This is a genomic window from Streptomyces tanashiensis, assembly GCF_014648895.1.
Lineage (GTDB): Bacteria > Actinomycetota > Actinomycetes > Streptomycetales > Streptomycetaceae > Streptomyces > Streptomyces tanashiensis.
The window spans coordinates 162,294-180,766 of sequence record NZ_BMRZ01000011.1 but is presented as its reverse complement, the minus strand read 5'-3'; the positions used below and the strand labels follow the sequence as shown (position 1 = coordinate 180,766).

Annotated in this window: 19 protein-coding genes; 8 read left to right on the top strand and 11 right to left on the bottom strand. The window is 72.5% G+C overall.

Annotation, left to right across the window (positions count from 1 at the left end):
* The first annotated feature begins 9 nt into the window (after window positions 1-9).
* The gene (locus tag IE237_RS28070; protein ID WP_229842928.1) at window positions 10-1,764 is read left to right on the top strand and encodes a GAF domain-containing sensor histidine kinase; all 1,755 of its coding nucleotides are present in this window, start codon (window positions 10-12) and stop codon (window positions 1,762-1,764) included.
* A 57-nt stretch (window positions 1,765-1,821) separates the two neighbouring features.
* Here the strand turns inward: IE237_RS28070 and IE237_RS28065 are convergent, their stop codons facing one another.
* The 4 genes from IE237_RS28065 to IE237_RS28050 all read right to left on the bottom strand — a co-directional run bounded on the left by IE237_RS28065 (window position 1,822) and on the right by IE237_RS28050 (window position 5,017).
* Window positions 1,822-2,694, bottom strand: coding sequence for a Cof-type HAD-IIB family hydrolase (locus IE237_RS28065; RefSeq protein ID WP_189804908.1), 873 nt, complete (start codon window positions 2,692-2,694; stop codon window positions 1,822-1,824).
* A gap of 145 nt (window positions 2,695-2,839) precedes the next feature.
* On the bottom strand, window positions 2,840-3,481 hold the full coding sequence (locus tag IE237_RS28060) for an NAD(P)-dependent oxidoreductase (RefSeq protein ID WP_229842939.1): 642 nt from the start codon (window positions 3,479-3,481) through the stop codon (window positions 2,840-2,842).
* 5 nt (window positions 3,482-3,486) lie between these two features.
* On the bottom strand, window positions 3,487-4,377 hold the full coding sequence (locus IE237_RS28055) for an SGNH/GDSL hydrolase family protein (protein ID WP_189804906.1): 891 nt from the start codon (window positions 4,375-4,377) through the stop codon (window positions 3,487-3,489).
* A 1-nt stretch (window position 4,378) separates the two neighbouring features.
* Entirely contained in the window at window positions 4,379-5,017 is a 639-nt protein-coding gene (locus IE237_RS28050) for a hypothetical protein (RefSeq protein WP_189804905.1), read from the bottom strand.
* 141 nt (window positions 5,018-5,158) lie between these two features.
* Between IE237_RS28050 and IE237_RS28045 the strand changes: the two genes are divergently transcribed.
* Entirely contained in the window at window positions 5,159-5,674 is a 516-nt protein-coding gene (locus IE237_RS28045; RefSeq protein WP_189804904.1) for a MarR family winged helix-turn-helix transcriptional regulator, read from the top strand.
* 597 nt (window positions 5,675-6,271) lie between these two features.
* Here IE237_RS28045 and IE237_RS28040 read toward each other — a convergent pair.
* Together IE237_RS28040 and IE237_RS28035 are read right to left on the bottom strand one after the other, a co-directional pair.
* Complete coding sequence (locus tag IE237_RS28040; RefSeq protein ID WP_189804903.1) at window positions 6,272-7,165, bottom strand: LLM class flavin-dependent oxidoreductase; 894 nt, start codon at window positions 7,163-7,165, stop codon at window positions 6,272-6,274.
* Between the two features lie 76 nt (window positions 7,166-7,241).
* Entirely contained in the window at window positions 7,242-8,153 is a 912-nt protein-coding gene (locus tag IE237_RS28035; protein WP_189804902.1) for a serine/threonine-protein kinase, read from the bottom strand.
* Window positions 8,154-8,241: 88 nt separating this feature from the next.
* On the opposite strand from IE237_RS28035, the gene IE237_RS28030 reads away from it, so the two are divergent.
* From IE237_RS28030 to IE237_RS28020, 3 genes are all read left to right on the top strand, one after another.
* Entirely contained in the window at window positions 8,242-8,787 is a 546-nt protein-coding gene (locus IE237_RS28030; protein ID WP_229842927.1) for an RNA polymerase sigma factor, read from the top strand.
* Entirely contained in the window at window positions 8,784-9,626 is an 843-nt protein-coding gene (locus tag IE237_RS28025) for a hypothetical protein (protein ID WP_189804900.1), read from the top strand. The genes IE237_RS28030 and IE237_RS28025 overlap by 4 nt, the downstream gene beginning before the upstream one ends.
* Window positions 9,627-9,719: 93 nt before the next feature.
* Entirely contained in the window at window positions 9,720-10,412 is a 693-nt protein-coding gene (locus IE237_RS28020) for a hypothetical protein (RefSeq protein ID WP_189804899.1), read from the top strand.
* A gap of 92 nt (window positions 10,413-10,504) precedes the next feature.
* On the opposite strand, the gene IE237_RS28015 is transcribed toward IE237_RS28020, so the two are convergent.
* The 5 genes from IE237_RS28015 to IE237_RS27995 form a co-directional block, all read right to left on the bottom strand.
* The gene (locus tag IE237_RS28015) at window positions 10,505-10,957 is read right to left on the bottom strand and encodes a hypothetical protein (RefSeq protein ID WP_189804898.1); all 453 of its coding nucleotides are present in this window, start codon (window positions 10,955-10,957) and stop codon (window positions 10,505-10,507) included.
* Between the two features lie 104 nt (window positions 10,958-11,061).
* Window positions 11,062-11,622: an RNA 2'-phosphotransferase gene (locus tag IE237_RS28010; protein ID WP_189804897.1), complete on the bottom strand. Its 561-nt coding sequence runs from the start codon at window positions 11,620-11,622 to the stop codon at window positions 11,062-11,064.
* A gap of 129 nt (window positions 11,623-11,751) precedes the next feature.
* Window positions 11,752-12,714 carry a MerR family transcriptional regulator gene (locus IE237_RS28005; RefSeq protein ID WP_189804896.1) on the bottom strand — a complete coding sequence of 321 codons (963 nt, stop codon included), beginning with the start codon at window positions 12,712-12,714 and terminating at the stop codon, window positions 11,752-11,754.
* Between the two features lie 71 nt (window positions 12,715-12,785).
* Complete coding sequence (locus tag IE237_RS28000; protein ID WP_189804895.1) at window positions 12,786-14,588, bottom strand: SDR family oxidoreductase; 1,803 nt, start codon at window positions 14,586-14,588, stop codon at window positions 12,786-12,788.
* Complete coding sequence (locus IE237_RS27995) at window positions 14,588-15,433, bottom strand: M24 family metallopeptidase (protein WP_189804894.1); 846 nt, start codon at window positions 15,431-15,433, stop codon at window positions 14,588-14,590. The genes IE237_RS28000 and IE237_RS27995 overlap by 1 nt, the downstream gene beginning before the upstream one ends.
* Before the next feature lie 226 nt (window positions 15,434-15,659).
* Here IE237_RS27995 and IE237_RS27990 point away from each other — a divergent pair, with 226 nt between their 5' ends.
* Genes IE237_RS27990 through IE237_RS27980 form a run of 3 tightly spaced genes read left to right on the top strand, consistent with a single transcriptional unit; the run spans window position 15,660 to window position 18,464 of the window.
* Complete coding sequence (locus tag IE237_RS27990; RefSeq protein WP_189804984.1) at window positions 15,660-16,616, top strand: ABC transporter ATP-binding protein; 957 nt, start codon at window positions 15,660-15,662, stop codon at window positions 16,614-16,616.
* Window positions 16,613-17,503, top strand: coding sequence for an ABC transporter permease (locus tag IE237_RS27985; protein ID WP_189804893.1), 891 nt, complete (start codon window positions 16,613-16,615; stop codon window positions 17,501-17,503). The genes IE237_RS27990 and IE237_RS27985 overlap by 4 nt, the downstream gene beginning before the upstream one ends.
* 49 nt (window positions 17,504-17,552) lie before the next feature.
* Entirely contained in the window at window positions 17,553-18,464 is a 912-nt protein-coding gene (locus tag IE237_RS27980; protein WP_189804892.1) for an ABC transporter ATP-binding protein, read from the top strand.
* Window positions 18,465-18,473 lie beyond the last annotated feature (9 nt).

Here is an 18,473-nt window from a genome sequence, read left to right as displayed (position 1 = left end):
CTCAAGCCCATGACCGCCGCCGCGTCCGATGCCCCGGACCCTCTGGAAGCCGCCTCGGAACCGCCGGAAGGTGCCCCGGACCCCCTGGAAGCCGCCACCCGGGCCACCCGCAGCCTCCAGGGGCTCTCCACGGAACTCACCGCCCGTGTGCCGCAGCTCCTGGAGGCCATGCGCTCGGTCGGCACCGGCCTCGAACTCCACTCCACCCTCGACCGGATCTGCGAGACCGCCGCCGAACTCGCCGACGCCCGCTACGCCGCGATCGGCGTCGTCGACGACGAGGGCGAAGGCCTGTCCGACTTCGTCACCTTCGGCGTCGACGAGGACACGGCCCGCCGGATCGGCCACCGCCCCGACGGCCACGCGGGCCTGCTCGGCGCGCTGATCCGCGACCCGCAGACCATCCGCCTCGCCGACCTCTCCGCCGATCCCCGCTCGGCGGGCTTCCCGCCCGGACACCCGCCGATGCGGACCTTCCTCGGCGTCCCCATCCGGGTCCAGGGCGAGATCTTCGGCAACCTCTACCTCGCGGAGAAGCACGGCGGCGGCGAGTTCAACGACTACGACGTGCACATGGTCCGGGTCCTCGCCACCGAGGCCGGCATCGCGATCGGCAACGCCCGCCTGTACGAGGCAGCCCGGCAGCGCGAACGGTGGATCGACGGCTCGGTCGCCGTCACCACCGCGCTGCTCTCCGGCGGCGACGCGGACGACGCCCTCACGGTCGTCGCCGAACAGGCCCGTCGGCTGGCCGACGCGGACGCCGGGATCGTGCTGCTCCCCGCCGAGGAGGGCGGTCTGGAGATCGTCGCTGTCTCCTCGCCCCGGTCCACGAAGTCGCTGGGCGTGGTGATCCCGCCCGAGAGCGCCGTCGTGAAGGAGCTCCTGGAGGGCGAGGCGGTCTTCGTGGCCGACGCCTCGACCGACCCGCGCATGATCAGCCGGCTGACGTCCTCGTACGGGCCGAGCATGATGCTGCCGCTGCAGAGCGGCGGCCGGGTCCTCGGCGCGCTCGCCACGCCCCGGGTGCGGGGCGCCCGGCAGTTCACCGAGGCGGAGCGGACGCTCGCCACCCAGTTCGCCTCACAGGCCGCCCTCGCCCTGATGATGGCCGACGCGCAGCGCGACCGGGAGCGCCTCGCCGTCTACGAGGACCGCGACCGGATCGCCCGCGACCTGCACGACCTGGTGATCCAGCGGCTCTTCGCCACCGGGATGATGCTGGAGAGCGCCCAGCGCAAGTCGATCGTGCCGGCCGTGCGCGAGGGCGTGGGCAAGGCCGTGGACGAGCTGGACGTGACCATCCAGGAGATCCGGACGGCGATCTTCGCGCTCCAGCAGGGCCCCGCCGAGGCCCCGTCGGGGCTGCGCACCCGCGTCCTGCGGGAGATCAACATGGCGGCCGTGCCGCTCGGCTTCAAGCCCGCGCACCGCTTCCTCGGCGCGATCGACTCGACCGTGGGGGAGCTCACCGGGAAGAACCTCATCGCCGCTCTGCGGGAGGCGCTCTCCAACGCGTTCCGGCACGCGGAGGCGAGCCGTATCGAGGTGGTCGTCGACGCCGGCGTCACCCTGCCCGACGGCTCCGCCGGGGTGCGCCTCTCGGTCGCCGACGACGGCATCGGCATCCCGGCGGGCGGGCGGCGCAGCGGCCTGCGCAACCTGGCCCGCCGGGCCGAGTCGCTGGGCGGCGCGAGCTGGTGCGCCCCGGGCCTGGGCGAGGACGGCGGCGGAACGACCGTGGTGTGGGAGGCCCCGCTCTAGGGCCGGTCCGGCGGATCATGGCCGGGGTCGGTCTCCCGCTGGGGCCTCGCTGCCGCTCTACGCGGTCTGCTGCCGGGCTTCGAGAGCCGCGGCGACCAGCTCCTCGATGACGACGGCCACCCCGTCCTCGTTGTTGCCGACCGTCCGGCCCGAGGCGGCGGTGATGACGTCGGGGTGCGCGTTGCCCATCGCGTACGAGCGGCCGGCCCAGCTCAGCATCTCGATGTCGTTCGGCATGTCGCCGAAGGCGACGACCTCCTCGGCCGCGATGCCGCGCTCGGCGCAGCACAGGGCCAGGGTGGAGGCCTTGGAGACGCCGAGCGCGCTGATCTCGATGAGGGCGGTCGGGCTGGACCGGGTGAAGGAGGCCCGGTCGCCCGCGGCCTCCTTCGCGATCGCGAGGAACGCGTCGGGGTCGAGCTCGGGGTGCTGGGCGAGCAGCTTGAGCACCGGAGCGGCCGAGCCGGGCTCCTCCTCGAAGAGGAGCTTCTCGGCGGTGGCGACGGTCGCGCCGGGGTCGAGGAAGAACGGCGGGTACAGCGGCTCGTAGTGGATGCCGGTGGTGAGCTCGACGGCGAAGGACGTCCCCGGCGCGGCGGCGCGCAGGGCGCTGACGACCTCCAGCGCGACCGGCCGCTCCAGCGGGCGGACCTCCAGGAAGGTGCCTCCCGCGTGGAGGTCGACGACGGCGGCGCCGTTGGCGCAGATCGCGAGGCCGTGCCCGTGGACGTGGTCGCTGACGACGTCCATCCAGCGGGCCGGGCGGCCGGTGACGAAGAAGACCTCGATCCCGGCCTGCTCGGCCGCCGCGAGGGCGGCGACCGTGCGCTCGGAGACGGACTTGTCGTCGCGCAGCAGCGTGCCGTCGAGGTCGGTGGCGATGAGCCGGGCCACCGGGGCGGAAGGACGCGGGGAACAGGGAGAGGTCACCGCACCATTCTTCCGCACCGGACGCACGGGCGTGCGAGGAGCTGCACATATGAGTGCGCGAGTTCTCGGCGGAGGTTCTCGGCGGTGGTTCTCCGGCGGGGGTTCTCGGCGGAGGGCTGTCAGCGGGGTTCTCGGCGGAGGGCCGTCAGTACGCGACCTCCACGACGGCCCGGTGGGTGCGGCGGTCGTCGACGTGGGTGAGCAGATAGTGCGCGAGATCGGCGCGGGAGAGGGACTTCAGCCGCTCCAGGCGGCCGCTCTCGGCGGCCCGGTAGGTACGGGTCAGCGGGCCGTCGGTCAGCATCGGGGGCCGGACCACCGTCCATGCGGTGCCGTCCGCGGCCGTCGACCGTACGAAGCTCTCCATCCGGGCCATGTCGGCGTAACCGTGCCGGTAGAGCCGCTGGATCACGTACCGGGTGACGAGACGCTGCGGCAGCGGCACGTCCGCGGTGATCTCCAGGCCGGCGGAGGAGAGGCAGAGGAGCCGGCCGACGCCGGAGGCGCGCATGGCCTCGACGATGTTCCGCGTGCCCTGCGAGTAGACGGTCGTGGGGTGCTTGCGGTCGGTGCTGCCGAGGCAGGAGAGCACGGCGTCGTGGCCGGTGACGGCCTGCCGCCAGGCCTCGGGGGCGAGGACGTCGCCGGGCAGGACGGTCAGCCGCGTGCCCGGGGCGGTGGCCGGGATCCGGGCGGGGTCGCGGGCGACGGCGGTGACCTGGTGACCGGCGTCGAGGGCCTGGGCCAGGAGCTGCGCTCCCGTACCGCCGGTGACGCCGAAGAGCATCAGCTTCACGACGCCTCCGCCTTCATCTCTGCCTCTGCCCCCGCCTCCGACGGGCGTGCCAGCGCGTCGACGAGGGCGACGGTGACGGCCCGCTGGCCGTCGAGCGTGAGGTGGATCCCGTCGTCGAGGTGCAGTCCGGCGGTGGCCCGCCGGGTGTCGACCGTGCGTTCCGGCCGCCCGAGGAGGAAGTCGGCGACGCCGTCGATGTCCTCGCCCCTCCACCCGATCCCGGCGCGGCGGAAGTGCGGGTAGGCGTCGGCCCGTTCCTGGTCCACGGAGCTCGGGGTGAGCCAGATCCAGCGGTCCGGTGCGGGAAGTCCGCGGCCGGCGAGCTCCCGCAGGGCGAGGAGATTGCGCTCGGTCTCCGCCTCGCCGACCAGCCGGGTGCCCGCCGCCTCCGCGACGCGTCCCAGCCGCTGGGCGTCGTTCGCGCCGAGCATGCACAGGATCCAGTCGGGGCGCAGGAAGGCGAGCTGGGGCAGCTGGGCGAGGGCCTGGGTGGTGGTGGAGCCCGAGACGGCGAGGTTGACGAGTTCGACGCCGTCCGGGAGGAGGTGGCGCAGGATCGAGAACCAGGAGAGCCGGTCGGCGGTGGTGCTCTCGCCGAGGGCCACGATCCGCTGCCCGGGCCGGAACGGCAGCCGGTCGGCCCGCTCGGCGAACCCGGGGTCCTTGAGCAGTGCGGCGGCGGTGTCCCGGGTCCGGTCGTCGAAGTCCCGCAGCAGCGTCCGGTACGTCTCGGTGTCGAGGCCGAAGAGGCCGGCGAGGCGGGTGTCGGGCAGCTCGCCCAGGTAGCGAAGGGTCTTCTCGGGCTGCTGGAAGCGCACGAGCTTCTCCGTCAGGTTCTCGGCGGGCCTCTCGGCGCCCTCTGTCTTCGCGTGCGTCTTCTCGGGCATGTCAGTGCTCCTTGCGGGTACGGCGACGGGGCAGCAGGAAGCCGGCGGCGATCAGCCAGCCCAGGCAGGTGAAGCGGGCGAGCGGCAGCAGCAGTGCGGCGCCGTCGAAGAGCAGGGTGAGGGCGGCGAGTTCGGCGATCACGGCCAGGACGAGACCGGTCACGGCGAGCTTGCGGGGCAGCAGTCCCGCGAGGAGTCCGGGGACGGCGATCCCGGCCACCAGCAGGCCCAGCGTCACCACGTGGCCCGGGCCGCCGGTGGCGAAGGCCAGGTACTGGAGGGCCCGGACGAGCGGGGGGAGGTCGAGGACCTCCGTACGGGACAGGGTCCAGCTCACCAGGCCGCAGCAGGCCAGGAATCCGGCGGCGAGGAGTCCGCCGGCCAGGGCGATGGTCGCGCCGGGGGCGCGGACGCCGAGTCGGTGCAGCCGGGCCGAGACCGTGGCGGCGTAGACGGCCAGCGGGATCGAGGCCGCGAACTGGAGCGCTCCGGAGACCTGGACGGCATCGGGGTGGGCGCGGAACCAGGCCACGATCTCGCCGGTCCCGCCGAAGGGCGAGGGGAAGGGGTCGCCGTCGGCGAGCACGGTACTGAGCACGAGCCCGGCCAGGAACAGCCCGGTGAACACCACGGCGAGCACACCGGGCGGTGGTCCTCCCTGGGCTTCTTTCCGAGGGGCTTCCGCGGGCCGGGTGCGGGTCTCTGCAGACACGGGCATGGTCCGTTCTGTGGTGAGAATAGTTCACAGTGGAGAATCATTCTTGTGTCGTACGATAACTCTGTGAGCAGCGACCGGCAACCAGTGGAAGATCCCGGAGCGGCGGCGGCCCCGCCCCCGAGCGGCGGAGCGTTCCTGCTCGCCCAGCTCGGGGCGCACGCGGCGGGCCGCTTCGGAGAGCGCGTCGGCGAACTCGGCCTCGCGCCGCCGGACGTCGGCCTGCTGCGGATGATCGCCCTGGAGCCGGGACGGAGTCAGCGCTCCCTCGCCACCGACCTCGGCGTCGTCCCGAGCCGGGTCGTCGCACTCATCGACAGCCTGGAGAAGAAGGGGTTCGTCGAACGGCGGCGCAGCGCCGAGGACCGTCGCCACCACGAGCTGTACGTCTCCGAGGACGGGCGCCGGGCACTCGGGCGCGTCCGCGAGGTCGCCGCGCTGCACGAGGACGACCTGTTCGCGGCGCTCGACGAGGAGGACCGGGTCCGGCTGACGGCGCTCCTGGGCCGGATCGCCGAGCAGCAGGGGCTCACTCCGGGCGTCCACCCGGGCTACCGCCATCTGCCGAAGCGCCCGAACTGAGGCGCGATCCGCGTGCCGGGACGTACCGGTGCGACGGGCGTGTCAGGACATGGCCGTAAACACCCGTTCGTTTTCGGCGTGGCGGGGAAGATCCCTGGGAGCTGACGGCGTCTCCAGGGAGGGCGGGTCATGGTCGCGGGCCGGCGAAGACAGGAGTGCGACTCCTGCGGTGTGCCGTACGGGACGTGGGTCGCGAGCCTGCGCATGACCCTGTGCGCGGAGTGCGAACGTGCCGGAGCGGCTCATCCCGTACGGGAGCCGGTGCTGGTGGGCGACGTCCTGGCCGGCCTGGCCGACGTCGTGGCACGGCCGACGACCGGCGCCGGGGGCGCCGACGCCTCTCGCGCGGTGAGTGCCGACGCCTCTCGCGCGGTGAGTGCCGTGAGTGCCTTGAGCGCCGACCCGTCTCGTGCCGTGAGCGCAGTGAGTGCAGTGAGTGCCGTGCCGCAGCAGTGGACGCCGTCCGCCGCGGCCCGTGAGAAGGAGGCCTCCGCGGCCTGCGAGGCGTCGTCCCCCGCCGGCTGCGACCGGTGCGGAGCCGGCGCCGAGTGGCATCGGACGGCCTGACCCGCCCCGACACGGGGCGGGTCGATCCGGTCAGCCCAGCTGGGCGAGCGCCTCGGTGGCGATGTTCTCGAAGACCGTCTGGTCGGCGGCGAAGTCGGAGTCCGCGATCGGCCAGTGGATCACGATCTCGGTGAAGCCGAGCTCGCGGTGGCGTCCGGCGAAGTCGACGAAGGCGTCCACGGACTCCAGTGGCCGGCTCCGGTCCGGGGTGAAACCGGTCAGCAGGACCTTGTCCAGCTCGGCGACGTCCCGCCCGGACTCGGCGCACGCCTTGGCGAGCTTCTCGACCTGGCCGCGCAGGGCCGCCACCGACTGCTCCGGCGTGCCCTCCTCGTACAGCTTCGGGTCGCCGGTCGTCACCCACGCCTGCCCGTACCGCGCGGCCAGCCTCAGCCCGCGCGGCCCGGTCGCCGCCACCGCGAACGGCAGCCGCGGGCTCTGGACGCAGCCGGGGATGTTCCGCGCCTCGTCGGCCGAGTAGAAGGTGCCCCGGTCCGTCACCGCGTCCTCGGTGAGGAGCCGGTCGAGCAGCGCCACGAACTCGCCGAAGCGGTCGGCCCGCTCCTTCGGCGTCCACGCCTCCTGCCCGAGGGCGGTGGCGTCGAAGCCGTTGCCGCCCGCGCCGATGCCCAGGGTGATCCGCCCGCCGGAGACGTCGTCCAGCGTGATCAGCTCCTTGGCGAGCGTCACCGGGTGCCGGAAGTTCGGCGAGGTCACGAGGGTGCCCAGTCGCATGCTCTGTGTGACCGTCGCCGCGGCTGTGAGCGTGGGGATGGCACCGAACCACGGCCCGTCCCGGAACGACCGCCACGACAGGTGGTCGTACGTGTACGCGGCATGGAAGCCGAGGTCTTCGGCCCGCCGCCAGATCTTCTGCCCTTCGGCCCATCGGTGGATGGGGAGGATCACGGTGCTCAGACGCATGCCACCGACCCTACGGCAGCCGTCGGCGGCCGGGTCGCGTCGGCACCAGGGCCGGCCACCCCGTTCCTGCCGGATCTCAGCGCTGCAGCCAGCTCAGCAGGGCCGTCGCCGTGAACACCGCTCCCGACGCCAGACCGACCGCGCGCGGGGTCAGCCACCCGGGGTGTTCCAGGGGCTGGGCCCGTGGGACCGGAGCCAGCAGCGCGTCCGCGAAGGCCCGGGCGGTCGCCGGCCGGTCCGCCGGCTCGACGGACATCGCGGCCCGCAGCAGCAGGTCGACGTGGGGTGGGAGCTCCGCTCCGGCAGGGAGCGCCGGCAGCGTCGAGGCGGACGGCTGGTCGGTCATCAGAGCTGTGGCGCGCCCGCCCGGGCCGAACGGCTTCCGCCCGGTCAGCAGCTCGTAGGCCACGACGGCCAGCGCGTACACGTCGGCCCTCCCGTCGAACCCGCCGGTCTGGAAGGCCTGTTCCGGTGCCATGTACGCGGGCGTGCCCGTGGTCACCGTCAGCCCGGACGCGTCGGCCAGTTGCTTCGCGCTGCCCAGATCCGCCACCAGCACCGCGGCGGGCGCGGGGTCGGTGGAGAGCAGCAGGTTGGACGGCTTGACGTCGCGGTGCACCACACCCGCCTCGTGCAGGACCTGGACCGCGTAGCCCGCCTCCGCGGCCAGCCGCAGCGCCTCCTGCGGGTCGCACTGCCCGACCCGGTCCTCCAGGGTGCCGCCGCGGACGAGGTCCATGACGAAGTAGGGCTGGTCCTCCTGCACCCCGACGTCGTGCACCCGGACCACTCGCGGGCTGGCGATGCGGCGCAGCAGCCTCGCCTCCGCGAGGAACCGCTCGCGCACGTCGGCGTTGGCGGCCCAGTTCTCGGCCAGCACCTTCACCGCGACCTCGGTGTCGAGCTCCGGATCGTAGGCCTTCCAGACCGTCGCGAAGGAGCCGGCTCCGAGCCGCTCCAGAAGGAGGTAACGGCCGAGCTTGCGCATGTGGCAGCATTCTGCCGGAGTCGGCGGGGGTGTGGAACGCCCGTTCGGCGGGTGGGATGCCAGGCGGCAGGGAACCGGGGGAATCCGAGTGTTCGAGGACGGTGAGCTGGAGCGGCTCGTGGCGGCCGCTCAGGCGGGTGACCCGGGGTCGATGGAGTACCTGCTGGCCAAACTGCGGCCGGTGGTGCTGCGCCGCTGCTCGCGCTTCCTGCCCCACCACGCCGACGCGGAGGAGGCCGCGCAGGACGCGCTCCTGTCCGTCAGCAAGCACTTGGGCGAGTACGGCGGCCGCGGCTCCTTCCTCGGCTGGGTGACGGTGATCGCCTCGAACGCCGCCCGGTCGACCTACCGTTCGATGCGCCGACGCGCCGAGGACAGCCACGCCGACCTCCCCGAGTCCGTCGACCCGCGCACCACCAGCGTCATCGCCGGGACCCGGCTCGATCTGATGGAGGCGCTGGCCGCGCTGGAGCGGCAGCACCCCGCCCTGGTGGAGTCCTTCGTGCTGCGCGACCTGTGCGACCTGACCTACGTCCAGGTGGCCGAGGAGCTGGACGCCCCGTTGGGCACGGTCAAGGACCGTATCCACCAGGCCCGCCGCTTCATGCGCGAGCGCCTGGTCACCGGTCGGTGAACGGCGGTCCCGTTACGGGCGGCGGCCACGCCGTCATCCGGACCCGGTCCGCCGTCGCCGCCCTGGTGGCCGCCGCCGCGCTCGGGCTGGTGACCGGGCGATTCGTCCTGCCGCCGCCCCCCGGGGCCGAGGCGCACCCGGCGGCGCGGTCGGGTGCCGCGGCCGGCGGGGCGTCCCAGGGCACGTCCGCCGCTCGGACGCCCGGCGTGTCCGCCCCGACGCCCGCGCCCTCCGGCTCCGCCTCGCCGGCCGGTGCGACCGGGCCGGTGACGCATGCGAACCTTCTGGAACCCGCGGCGTTCGGCCCGGAGTTCGGCATCGGGCGGATCCACGTCACCGACCGGTACGGCGACGGTTCGTACGCCAACGCGGCCTGCACCGGGGAGAAGACGCTCACCGAGACGCTGGGCGGGCCCGGTGCCCACTTCCGCGGACTGATGACCGGCACCCGCACCAACCCGAGCGACCCCACGCTGGCCGCGGAGAGCGCCGACCAGGTCGCCCGCGAGGTCGCCGCCGAAGCCCGGAGCCCTTCCCTGGCGCAGAACTTCGCCGAGCGCCTGCTGCTGGAACAGGTGCCCTGTCAGGAGGAGGCGCCGGGGCACTGGGTCTACGGGAAGACCACGACGCTGCGGCTCGCCCCGGACGTCACCGCGAGCTGGATGGGCTCCTACCCGGGATCCCTCAACACCACCGGCACGGCGCCCGAGGGCAAGGAACCGTGCGGCGGCATCGCCGTGCTGCGCAGCGGCAACCACTACGGGGTCCTGGAGGTCGCCGCCTGCCTGGGGACGGCCGCGATGAACCGCGTCGTCAGGACCGCTCTGTCACAGCTGTGAAACAGCCGGTCGGGGCTCCAACTTTCCCTCCTCCGGCGGCATCACCCGGTTGTACGAGGACGCAGCAGGCGTCCCGACCAGCAGGGGGATCAGATGACCGAGAACAAGAACGCCCACCAGAAGCCCGTTCGCCGCAACCGGGTCGCCACCGCGGTCTGCTTCGCCGCCGCGCTGATCACGGCCGGGGTCGTCGGCAGCCAGTCGGCCACCGCCGCCGTGGCCGGCCACCCGGCCACCGCCGCCCGCCCGTTCGCGGTCGCGGCCGTCGCGTCGGGCCTCGGCTCCGCCGACCTCGTGCAGAGCGAGGACCTCTTCCGGCAGGGGCTGAACCCGGTCGGCGCGACCGTGGCGCTGACCGGACGCGAGGCGCTGTCCGCGTGCTCCGGCGAGGAGACGATGCGCGGCCTGACCAAGGGCACGGCCACCGCGTACGCGTCCGTGACCTGGAGCTTCGACACCGACAGCCGGCTGACCGAGTCGGCCGCGAGCGCCCCCACCAGGACCTCGGCCGCGCTCTGGGAGAAGCAGCTCGTCGCGCTCGTCCAGGACTGCCAGGACGAGCCCGCCGGCCACTGGTACTACGGCGCGGCCCACACCCTGACCGCCACCGGCGGCACCGCCCGCTGGTACCCGGCCTACAGCGGCGACGGCACCGTCAGCGGTGGCGTCGCGGTCCTGCGCAGCGGCACCAGGGTCGCCGTCGTCGAGCTTTCCGGCCGGCCCGGCGGCGCCCCGGCCTCCTTCGAAGGCATCGCCGCCGCGGCGCTGAACCGCCTCTCCTCCTGAACGGACGCCCCGCTTCCCGGGGGCCGTCGCGGCCGAGGTGGGGGCAGGACCACGGTGCCCAGGCGCGAGGTCATGGCTCCCGCCTGCGGCGGTCAGCGGACGAGGGAGCTCATCCAGGGGGTGAGACTGACGCCGGTGACCAGTTCCTTGTACGTCTCGTCGCCGGGCAGCGGGACGATCAGCCACCAGCCGGGCGGGAAGAACCGTCCCTTCACGTGGGCGAGGCCGCCGTGGACGGAGCGCAGGAAGGCGGGGACCGCGTCGCGCGGCACGTCCGCGAACTCGATGCCGTCCACGGTGATCCGGGCGTCGTCCTCGGGGAAGACCTGGACCGTGACCGAGGGGGAGCCGCCCAGTTCGACGTAGGCCTCGTGCGGCAGCGATCCGTCCGGGTCGAGGACGGCGAAGGCGCCGGACGAGGTGCGCCGGGAGGTCTGGTCCGCCCCGATGTCGTCGGTCACCGTCATCTCCAGGTTGAAGTCCTGGGCGATCTCGCGGATCGCGGTGACGGCCGCTTCGGTGGTGGGCAGATGCGGGTGAGCCATGGAAGTGATCATGCCTCATCACCCCTCGGGCGGGGTCTTCCGCGCACGGGCTCGCGGAGGGCCGGCGGCTCAGAAGGCACCCGGGCGCACGCGGGGAAGCGGGCCTACGCGGGGAAGCGGAGGAACTCCGGCGGGACGGCGTCGGTCAGCCACACCCCGTTGGCGCTGACGTGGAACACGTGCCCGGCCCGCCGCATGGCCCCGGCGTCGACGCTCAGCACGACGGGCCGTCCCCGGCGCGCGCCGACCCTGGTCGCCGTCTCCCGGTCGGGGGAGAGGTGGACGTGGTGCCGGGCCATGGGCCGCAGTCCCTCCGACCGGATCGCGGGGAGCCGGTCCGCGACCGTACCGTGGTAGAGGTACGCGGGCGGTTCGGCGGCCGGCAGGTCCAGGTCGACCGCGACGGTGTGGCCCTGGCTCGCGCGGATACGGGTGCCCTCGATCGCGAAGCGCTTCTTGTCGTTGGTCGCGACGACGTGGTCGAGCTCCTCGCGGGTGATCGGGAAGCCGTGCTCCGCGGTGGCCCGGAGCAGGGCGTCGATCTCGGTCCAGCCGTGCGCGTCGAGGACGAGTCCGATCCGCTCGGGCTGGTGGCGCAGATGCTTGGAGAGGTACTTCGACACCTTCACCGTGCGCCGATCGTCAGGTGGTTGTCTTCGCGTCATTCCGTCAGGATGCCGGAGCGCGAAACTCACCACCATCGAATTCGAGCGTGCAGGTTTGATCCACAACCAAAGTGAGTTATCCACAGGCTAGTTGGCGATTCTGTGGACAACAGGGCTGGTTCTTCAGGGTTATTGGGTAAGTTCATTCGCTATGCGCTGATTTGCGGCAAGGGTGTCCAATGTCCTTTTGTTGACCTCCCGTTCCGTGGCTGCCGCGATGAAGGCCTCGACGCCCTCCGCACCAACCAGGCTCTGCACGGCCCGTATCGTCCCGGCGGGCAGTGCCACCACGCGCGCCTGATCGTCCTCGACCCGAAGGGGATCGGGCGACAGGTGGATCTGGAGGTGACGGGTCGCCAGCAGACGCATGGCGCGGGCGAGTTCTGCGTCCACGGTCTGCTGCGCGAGCGGCCTGAGGCGCCGCACCATCGTCGCCGCCTCGGCCGCGTCCGCGTCCGTCGGCGGCCGGTGCTCCAGATAGCGCGCGAAGACGTGCTCGGTCGTGAACTCCAGGAAACGGGAAGCTATGTGCTCGACCTGGTCGCGAAGTTCCCTCAGGTGTCCGGTGATTGCCGCAAGCGGCACCCCTGCCGCGTACAACTCGGCCGCCACCGCCAGCTCTTGCGGGCTGGGTACCAGGTACTCCTCGGTCTCCGCGCCCGGCAACCGCTCCAGCACGCCGAGCTCGACGGCCTCCCGGATGGCCTCCTCGTCGGGCGTGCCGCCGAAGCGGGCGTCCAGCTCCGCGCGGGAGATCCGGTCGGCCTCCTCGTCCGTCCACGGTCCGTGGACCTCGGCGACCAGGCCCAGCACCCCGCCGAGCCCACGGCCGGTGTCCCAGGCCTCCAGGAGCTCCTTGATCGAGGCCAGGGTGTAGCCCCGGTCGAGGAGGTCGGCGATCTGGTGGAGCCGCGCGAGGTGCGCGTCCCCGTACACGTTCGACCTGCCCCGCCGCTCCGGGCGGGGCAGCAGACCGCGGTCCTGGTAGGCGCGGATCGTCCGGACCGTGGCCCCGCTGTGATGGGCGAGATCCTCGATCCGGTACTCCGGCTGTGCTGACTGCTCGGACAAACCCGCTCCCACCGACCGCATCCTCCACCCCGCCGCCGCGGGGCCCCTCCTGGGAGGGATCGTACGACCGCCGGTCCCGCCCGTGCTCCTCCCTACGCCGGCGGCTGCCAGCGGGCCAGGGCCCGCAGCGCTCCCGGGCTGAGCCGGGACAGGAAGTGGGCGCCCCTGGCCTCGGGGGTCACCGGGACGACGGCCCGGTCGTGCAGCACCGCCCCCAGGATCGCGTCCGCGACCTTCTCCGGCGGGTAGTTCCGCAGCCCGTACAGCCGGGAGGCCTTCTGCTGCCGCCGCTTCTCCTCGGCCGCGTCCGTGACCCCGGCGAACCGCGCGGTCGCCGTGATGTTGGTGTTGACGATGCCGGGGCATATCGCCGACACCCCGATGCCCTGGTCGGCCAGTTCGGCCCGAAGGCACTCGCTGAGCATCAGCACCGCCGCCTTCGAGGTGCTGTACGCGGGCAGCGCCCGGGAGGGCTGGAAGGCCGCCGCCGAGGCGGTGTTGACGATGTGGCCGCCCTGGCCGCGCGCCGTCATCTGCGCGCCGAAGAAGCGGCAACCGTGGATGACGCCCCACAGGTTGACGTCCAGGACCCGCTTCCACTCCTCGGCCGAGGTCTCGAAGAAGGAACCCGTGAGCCCGATGCCCGCGTTGTTGACCAGGACGTCGACGACGCCGTACTCGCTCGCCACCTTCGCGGCCAGCTTCTCCATCGCCTGCTCGTCGGCGACGTCGACCGTCTCGCCCCAGGCCTCCGGGGCGCCGATCAGGCGTGCCATGTCCGCCGTGCGGGCCGCGCCCTCGGCGTCCCGGTCCACGGCCACCACCCGGGCCCCGGCCTCCGCGAAAGCGAAGGCGGTGGCCCGGCCGATGCCGCTGGCCGCCCCGGTGACCAGGACGAGCTGGCCGCCGAACCGCTCCGCGTACGCCGGCTTCACACCGCCCTTCGCCGCCGTCGCCGCGACGGGCTTCGGTGCCTTCGTCGCCGCGTCGTCGTTGGCCCGGACGAACTCGGCTATCCAGGCGGACAGCTGGTCCGGACGGGTGCGCGGGACCCAGTGCTTGGCGGGCAGGGTGCGCCGGGTCAGGTCCGGCACCCAGGTGCCCAGGTCGTCGTAGAGCCGCTCGGAGAGGAAGGCGTCACCGGTCGGCGTGATCAGCTGCACGGGCGCGTGCGCGTACGCGTCGGGGCGCGGCCGGCCGAGCCGGGCCCGGACGTTGTCCCGGTAGAGCCAGGCGCCGTGCGCCGCGTCGCTCGGCAGGGAGGGCGTCGGGTAGTCCCCGGCCGTGACCTTCTCCATCCGCTCCAGGAGCTTCGGCCAGCGCTTGCCGAGCGGGCCCCGCCAGGCGAGCTCCGGCAGCACGGGCGTGTGCAGCATGTACACGTACCAGGACTTGGCGCCCTGGCCGAGGAGCTGGCCGACCCGGCGCGGGGTGGGCCGGGTCATCCGCCGCTTGATCCAGTGCCCGAAGTGGTCGAGCGAGGGCCCCGACATCGAGGTGAAGGAGGCGATCCGGCCCTCGGTGCGCGGGACGGTGGCGAACTCCCAGGACTGCACCGAACCCCAGTCGTGGCCGACGAGGTGGACCGGACGGTCCGGACTGACGGCGTCGGCGACCGCGAGGAAGTCGTCCGTCAGCTTCTCCAGGGTGAAGCCGCCGCGCAGCGGGGCCGGAGCCGTCGACCGGCCGTGGCCCCGGACGTCGTACAGCACCACGTGGAACTCCTCGGCGAGCCGGGTCGCGACCTCCGACCACACCTCCTTGGAGTCCGGGTACCCGTGCACGAGGAGGACGGTCGGCCGGTCCGTGTCGCCGAGCTCGGCGACACACAGCTCGATTCCGCCCGTCCGGACCCAGCGCTCCCGCGCCGAGTCGAGCCCGGAGATTCCCGCCATCAGACCGCTCCCTCGTTCCAGCGCCGCACGTGCGGCAGATCGTCGTCCAGCCAGAAAGCGCTCTGCTCGGGATCCCGGGAGTCGGTGACGACCAGGATCTCCTCGAACTTCGCGCCCGTCCCCCGGAATCCGAGGTGCGGTTCGACCGCCCAGAGCCCGGGCTTGGGCGGGTGGTCGGAGAACTTGTACGGCGACCAGAGCGGCGACCAGCCGTCCCGGTGGCCGTGCACGGCGTCGCTCGCGAGGCCCTTGAGCGACTGGGTGCCGAAGCCGAACAGCGTCGGCGCCCAGCGGCGCTCCTTCACCCGGTCGATCTTGTGGGCGATGACGCCGAAGGGATAGGCCCGGTGCCGGTTCGCGTAGCCCTGGCGGACCATGAGCCGGTCCACGTCCTCGTATATCTCGCGCAGCGTGCGACGCTCCCGCACCTCGCGGAGGATCAGCTCGCGGTGGGCCTCCAGGTCGGCGAGCAGCTTGTCGTGCAGGGGGTTGAGCCCGAGACAGCCGCTGTAGCCGATGTCCGCCGCGTACCCCTTGTGGACCGGGGCCATGTCGAGGATGAACGGCATCCCCGCCTCCAGACGCCGGTTCGTGGGGAAGAACTGCAGTGGGATCTTGAAGTCGACGAAGGCCGTGCGGTCCCCGAACCAGGCGAACGGCCGGTGGAACCAGTCGCGCACACCCCGCTCGTACAGCCACTCCCGCTGCATCCGGGCGGCCTCGCGCTCGGTCACGCCCGGCTTGAGCTGGGCCGCGACGGCTTCCGCGCACTCGTAGGAGAGCCGCTGTACTTCCCTGAACCCCCGCAGCTCCGCGGAGAGTTCGCCTGTCACTGCTGAGGCCATGCCACCCGCCGTCCCGTGTGAGCGCCCGGCTGCGCTACGCGTTCGTAACTTGACACCGATGAATGTGACAATGCCCGGCGGCTGCGTCAAGGGGTCGGACGGCAGCCCTGTGGAAAAGACTTTCGTCGCGACGCCCCTACGGGCATGTACTCCTGTAGTCGGAGAAGGATCGAGCCGTTGGGCTGACGACTGCTGTGGCGCACGCCACTACCGTCGAAGCGTGACTGTGATCGCCACCGAAAGCCTCAGCAAGCGGTTCCCCCGGGTGACCGCTCTCGACCGGCTCTCCCTGGACATCGGGCCCGGTGTGACCGGACTGGTGGGTGCCAACGGAGCCGGCAAGTCCACGATGATCAAAATCCTGCTTGGACTCTCCCCCGCCACGGAGGGCAGCGCCCAGGTCCTGGGCCTGGACGTCAGGACCCACGGCTCCGAGATCCGTGAGCGCGTCGGGTACATGCCCGAGCACGACTGCCTCCCGCCGGACGTCTCGGCCACGGAGTTCGTCGTCCACATGGCGCGGATGTCCGGGCTGCCCGCGACCGCCGCCCGCGAGCGGACCGCCGACACCCTCCGCCACGTCGGCCTGTACGAGGAGCGCTACCGCCCGATCGGCGGCTACTCGACGGGCATGAAGCAGCGGGTGAAGCTGGCGCAGGCGCTGGTCCACGACCCGAAGCTGGTCCTCCTCGACGAGCCGACCAACGGCCTCGACCCGGTCGGCCGGGACGAGATGCTCGGACTGATCCGCCGGATCTGGACCGACTTCGGCATCTCCGTGCTCGTCACCTCGCACCTCCTGGGCGAGCTGGAGCGCACCTGCGACCACGTCGTCGTCATCGACGGCGGCCGGCTGCTGCGCTCCAGCTCCACCAGCGACTTCACGCGGACCACCACGACCCTCGCGGTCGAGGTCACCGACTCCGACACCCACCCCGACGGCACGGCGGCGGTCCGCACGGCCCTCGCCGCCGCCGGGGTCACGATCCACGCGGGCGTGGAGGACGGTCTGCCGGGCGCCGGCCACATCCTGCTCCTGGAGGCGCCGGGCGAGGAGACGTACGACCTCGTGCGGGACACCGTCGCCGGTCTCGGCCTCGGTCTCGTCCGCATGGAACAGCGCCGCCACCACATCGCCGAGGTCTTCAAGGCGACGGACCAGGAGGAGGTGCCGGCGCGATGAGCTCCCAGGCCCCCGACACGACCCAGATCCACAACATCGGCTACCGGTCCTACGACGGCCCGCGCCTCGGCCGGGCGTACGCGCGCAGGTCGCTGTTCTCGCAGTCGCTGCGCGGCGCCTACGGCCTGGGCCGCAGCGCCAAGTCCAAGGTCCTGCCGATGCTGCTCTTCGCGGTGATGTGCGTCCCGGCGCTGGTCATCGTCGCGGTCGCGGTCGTCACCAAGCAGTCCAAGCTGTCGATCGAGTACACGCAGTACGCGCTCTTCCTCCAGGTCGTCATCAGCATCTACCTGGCCTCGCAGGCGCCCCAGTCCGTCTCCCGGGACCTCCGGTTCCGGACGGTGCCGCTGTACTTCTCCCGCCCGATCGAGCGTGCGGACTACGTCCTCGCCAAGTTCGGCGCGATGGCCTCGGCGCTCTTCGTCCTCACCGCCTCCCCCCTGCTGATCCTCTGGATCGGCTCGCTCCTCGCCAAGATGGACTTCGCCGAGCAGACCAAGATGTTCGGCCAGGGGCTCGTCTCCGTGGCGCTGCTCTCGCTGCTCTTCGGCGGCATCGGTCTTGTCATGGCGGCCCTCACCCCGCGCCGGGGCTTCGGCGTCGCCGCCGTGATCGCCGTCCTGACGATCTCGTACGGGGCCGTCTCCACCCTCATGGGCATCGCCTACGCCACGGACAACCAGGGAGCCATCCAGTGGCTCGGCCTGTTCTCGCCGATGACCCTCATCGACGGCGTGCAGACCGCCTTCCTGGGCGCGCCGACCGGCTTCCCCGACGGAGGGGGCCCGGGCGCCGGTGTCGGCGTCGTCTACCTCCTGGCCGTCCTCGCGCTGGTCGCCGGCTCGTACGGCATCCTGATGCGCCGCTACCGAAAGGTCGGGCTGTGACCGCCCTCCCGTCGCCCGCCACCACCCCTCTAAGGAATGGGCTGCGCCCATGAGCATCCTCGCCATCGACCACGTCTCCCGCTGGTTCGGAAACGTCGTGGCCGTGAACGACGTCACCATGACGGTGGGCCCGGGCGTCACCGGCCTCCTCGGCCCCAACGGCGCCGGGAAGTCCACCCTGATCAACATGATGGGCGGCTTCCTCGACCCCTCCACCGGCAGCGTCACCCTCGACGGTCAGAAGATCTGGGGGAACGAGTCGGTCTACCGCGAGATCGGTGTCGTCCCCGAGCGGGAGGCGATGTACGACTTCCTCTCGGGCCGCGAGTTCGTCCTGGCCAACGCCGAGCTGCAGGGTCTGGGTGCCAAGGAGGCCCAGCGGGCCCTGGCCACGGTCGAGATGGAGTACGCCCAGGACCGCAAGATCTCCACGTACAGCAAGGGCATGCGGCAGCGCGTGAAGATGGCCTCGGCCCTCGTCCACGAGCCGTCCGTGCTCCTGCTCGACGAGCCGTTCAACGGCATGGACCCGCGCCAGCGCATGCAGCTGATGGACCTGCTGCGGCGGATGGGCGCGGACGGGCGCACGGTCCTGTTCTCCTCGCACATCCTGGAGGAGGTCGAGCAGCTCGCCTCGCACATCGAGGTGATCGTGGCCGGGCGGCACGCGGCCTCCGGCGACTTCCGCAAGATCCGCCGGCTGATGACGGACCGGCCGCACCGCTACCTCGTCCGCTCCAGCGACGACCGGGCCCTCGCCGCCGCGCTGATCGCCGACCCGTCCACGGCCGGCATCGAGGTCGACCACGCCGAGGGCGGACTGCGCGTGCAGGCGGTGGACTTCGGACGGTTCACGGAGCTGCTGCCGCAGGTGGCGAAGGAGCGCGGGATCCGCCTCCTCACGGTCTCGCCCTCCGACGAGTCCCTCGAATCGGTCTTCTCGTACCTCGTCGCGGCCTGAAAGGAGCCT

Coding starts and splice junctions, on each gene's coding strand:
- IE237_RS28035 (WP_189804902.1), bottom strand. CDS start 8,153: ATGCGCAAGCTCGGCCGTTACCTCCTTCTGGAGCGGCTCGGAGCCGGC.
- IE237_RS28060 (WP_229842939.1), bottom strand. CDS start 3,481: ATGCTCTTCGGCGTCACCGGCGGTACGGGAGCGCAGCTCCTGGCCCAG.
- IE237_RS28055 (WP_189804906.1), bottom strand. CDS start 4,377: ATGCCCGAGAAGACGCACGCGAAGACAGAGGGCGCCGAGAGGCCCGCC.
- IE237_RS28040 (WP_189804903.1), bottom strand. CDS start 7,165: ATGCGTCTGAGCACCGTGATCCTCCCCATCCACCGATGGGCCGAAGGG.
- IE237_RS28070 (WP_229842928.1), top strand. CDS start 10: ATGACCGCCGCCGCGTCCGATGCCCCGGACCCTCTGGAAGCCGCCTCG.
- IE237_RS27995 (WP_189804894.1), bottom strand. CDS start 15,433: ATGGCCTCAGCAGTGACAGGCGAACTCTCCGCGGAGCTGCGGGGGTTC.
- IE237_RS27985 (WP_189804893.1), top strand. CDS start 16,613: ATGAGCTCCCAGGCCCCCGACACGACCCAGATCCACAACATCGGCTAC.
- IE237_RS28015 (WP_189804898.1), bottom strand. CDS start 10,957: ATGGCTCACCCGCATCTGCCCACCACCGAAGCGGCCGTCACCGCGATC.
- IE237_RS28000 (WP_189804895.1), bottom strand. CDS start 14,588: ATGGCGGGAATCTCCGGGCTCGACTCGGCGCGGGAGCGCTGGGTCCGG.
- IE237_RS28010 (WP_189804897.1), bottom strand. CDS start 11,622: ATGACGCGAAGACAACCACCTGACGATCGGCGCACGGTGAAGGTGTCG.
- IE237_RS28005 (WP_189804896.1), bottom strand. CDS start 12,714: ATGCGGTCGGTGGGAGCGGGTTTGTCCGAGCAGTCAGCACAGCCGGAG.
- IE237_RS28020 (WP_189804899.1), top strand. CDS start 9,720: ATGACCGAGAACAAGAACGCCCACCAGAAGCCCGTTCGCCGCAACCGG.
- IE237_RS27980 (WP_189804892.1), top strand. CDS start 17,553: ATGAGCATCCTCGCCATCGACCACGTCTCCCGCTGGTTCGGAAACGTC.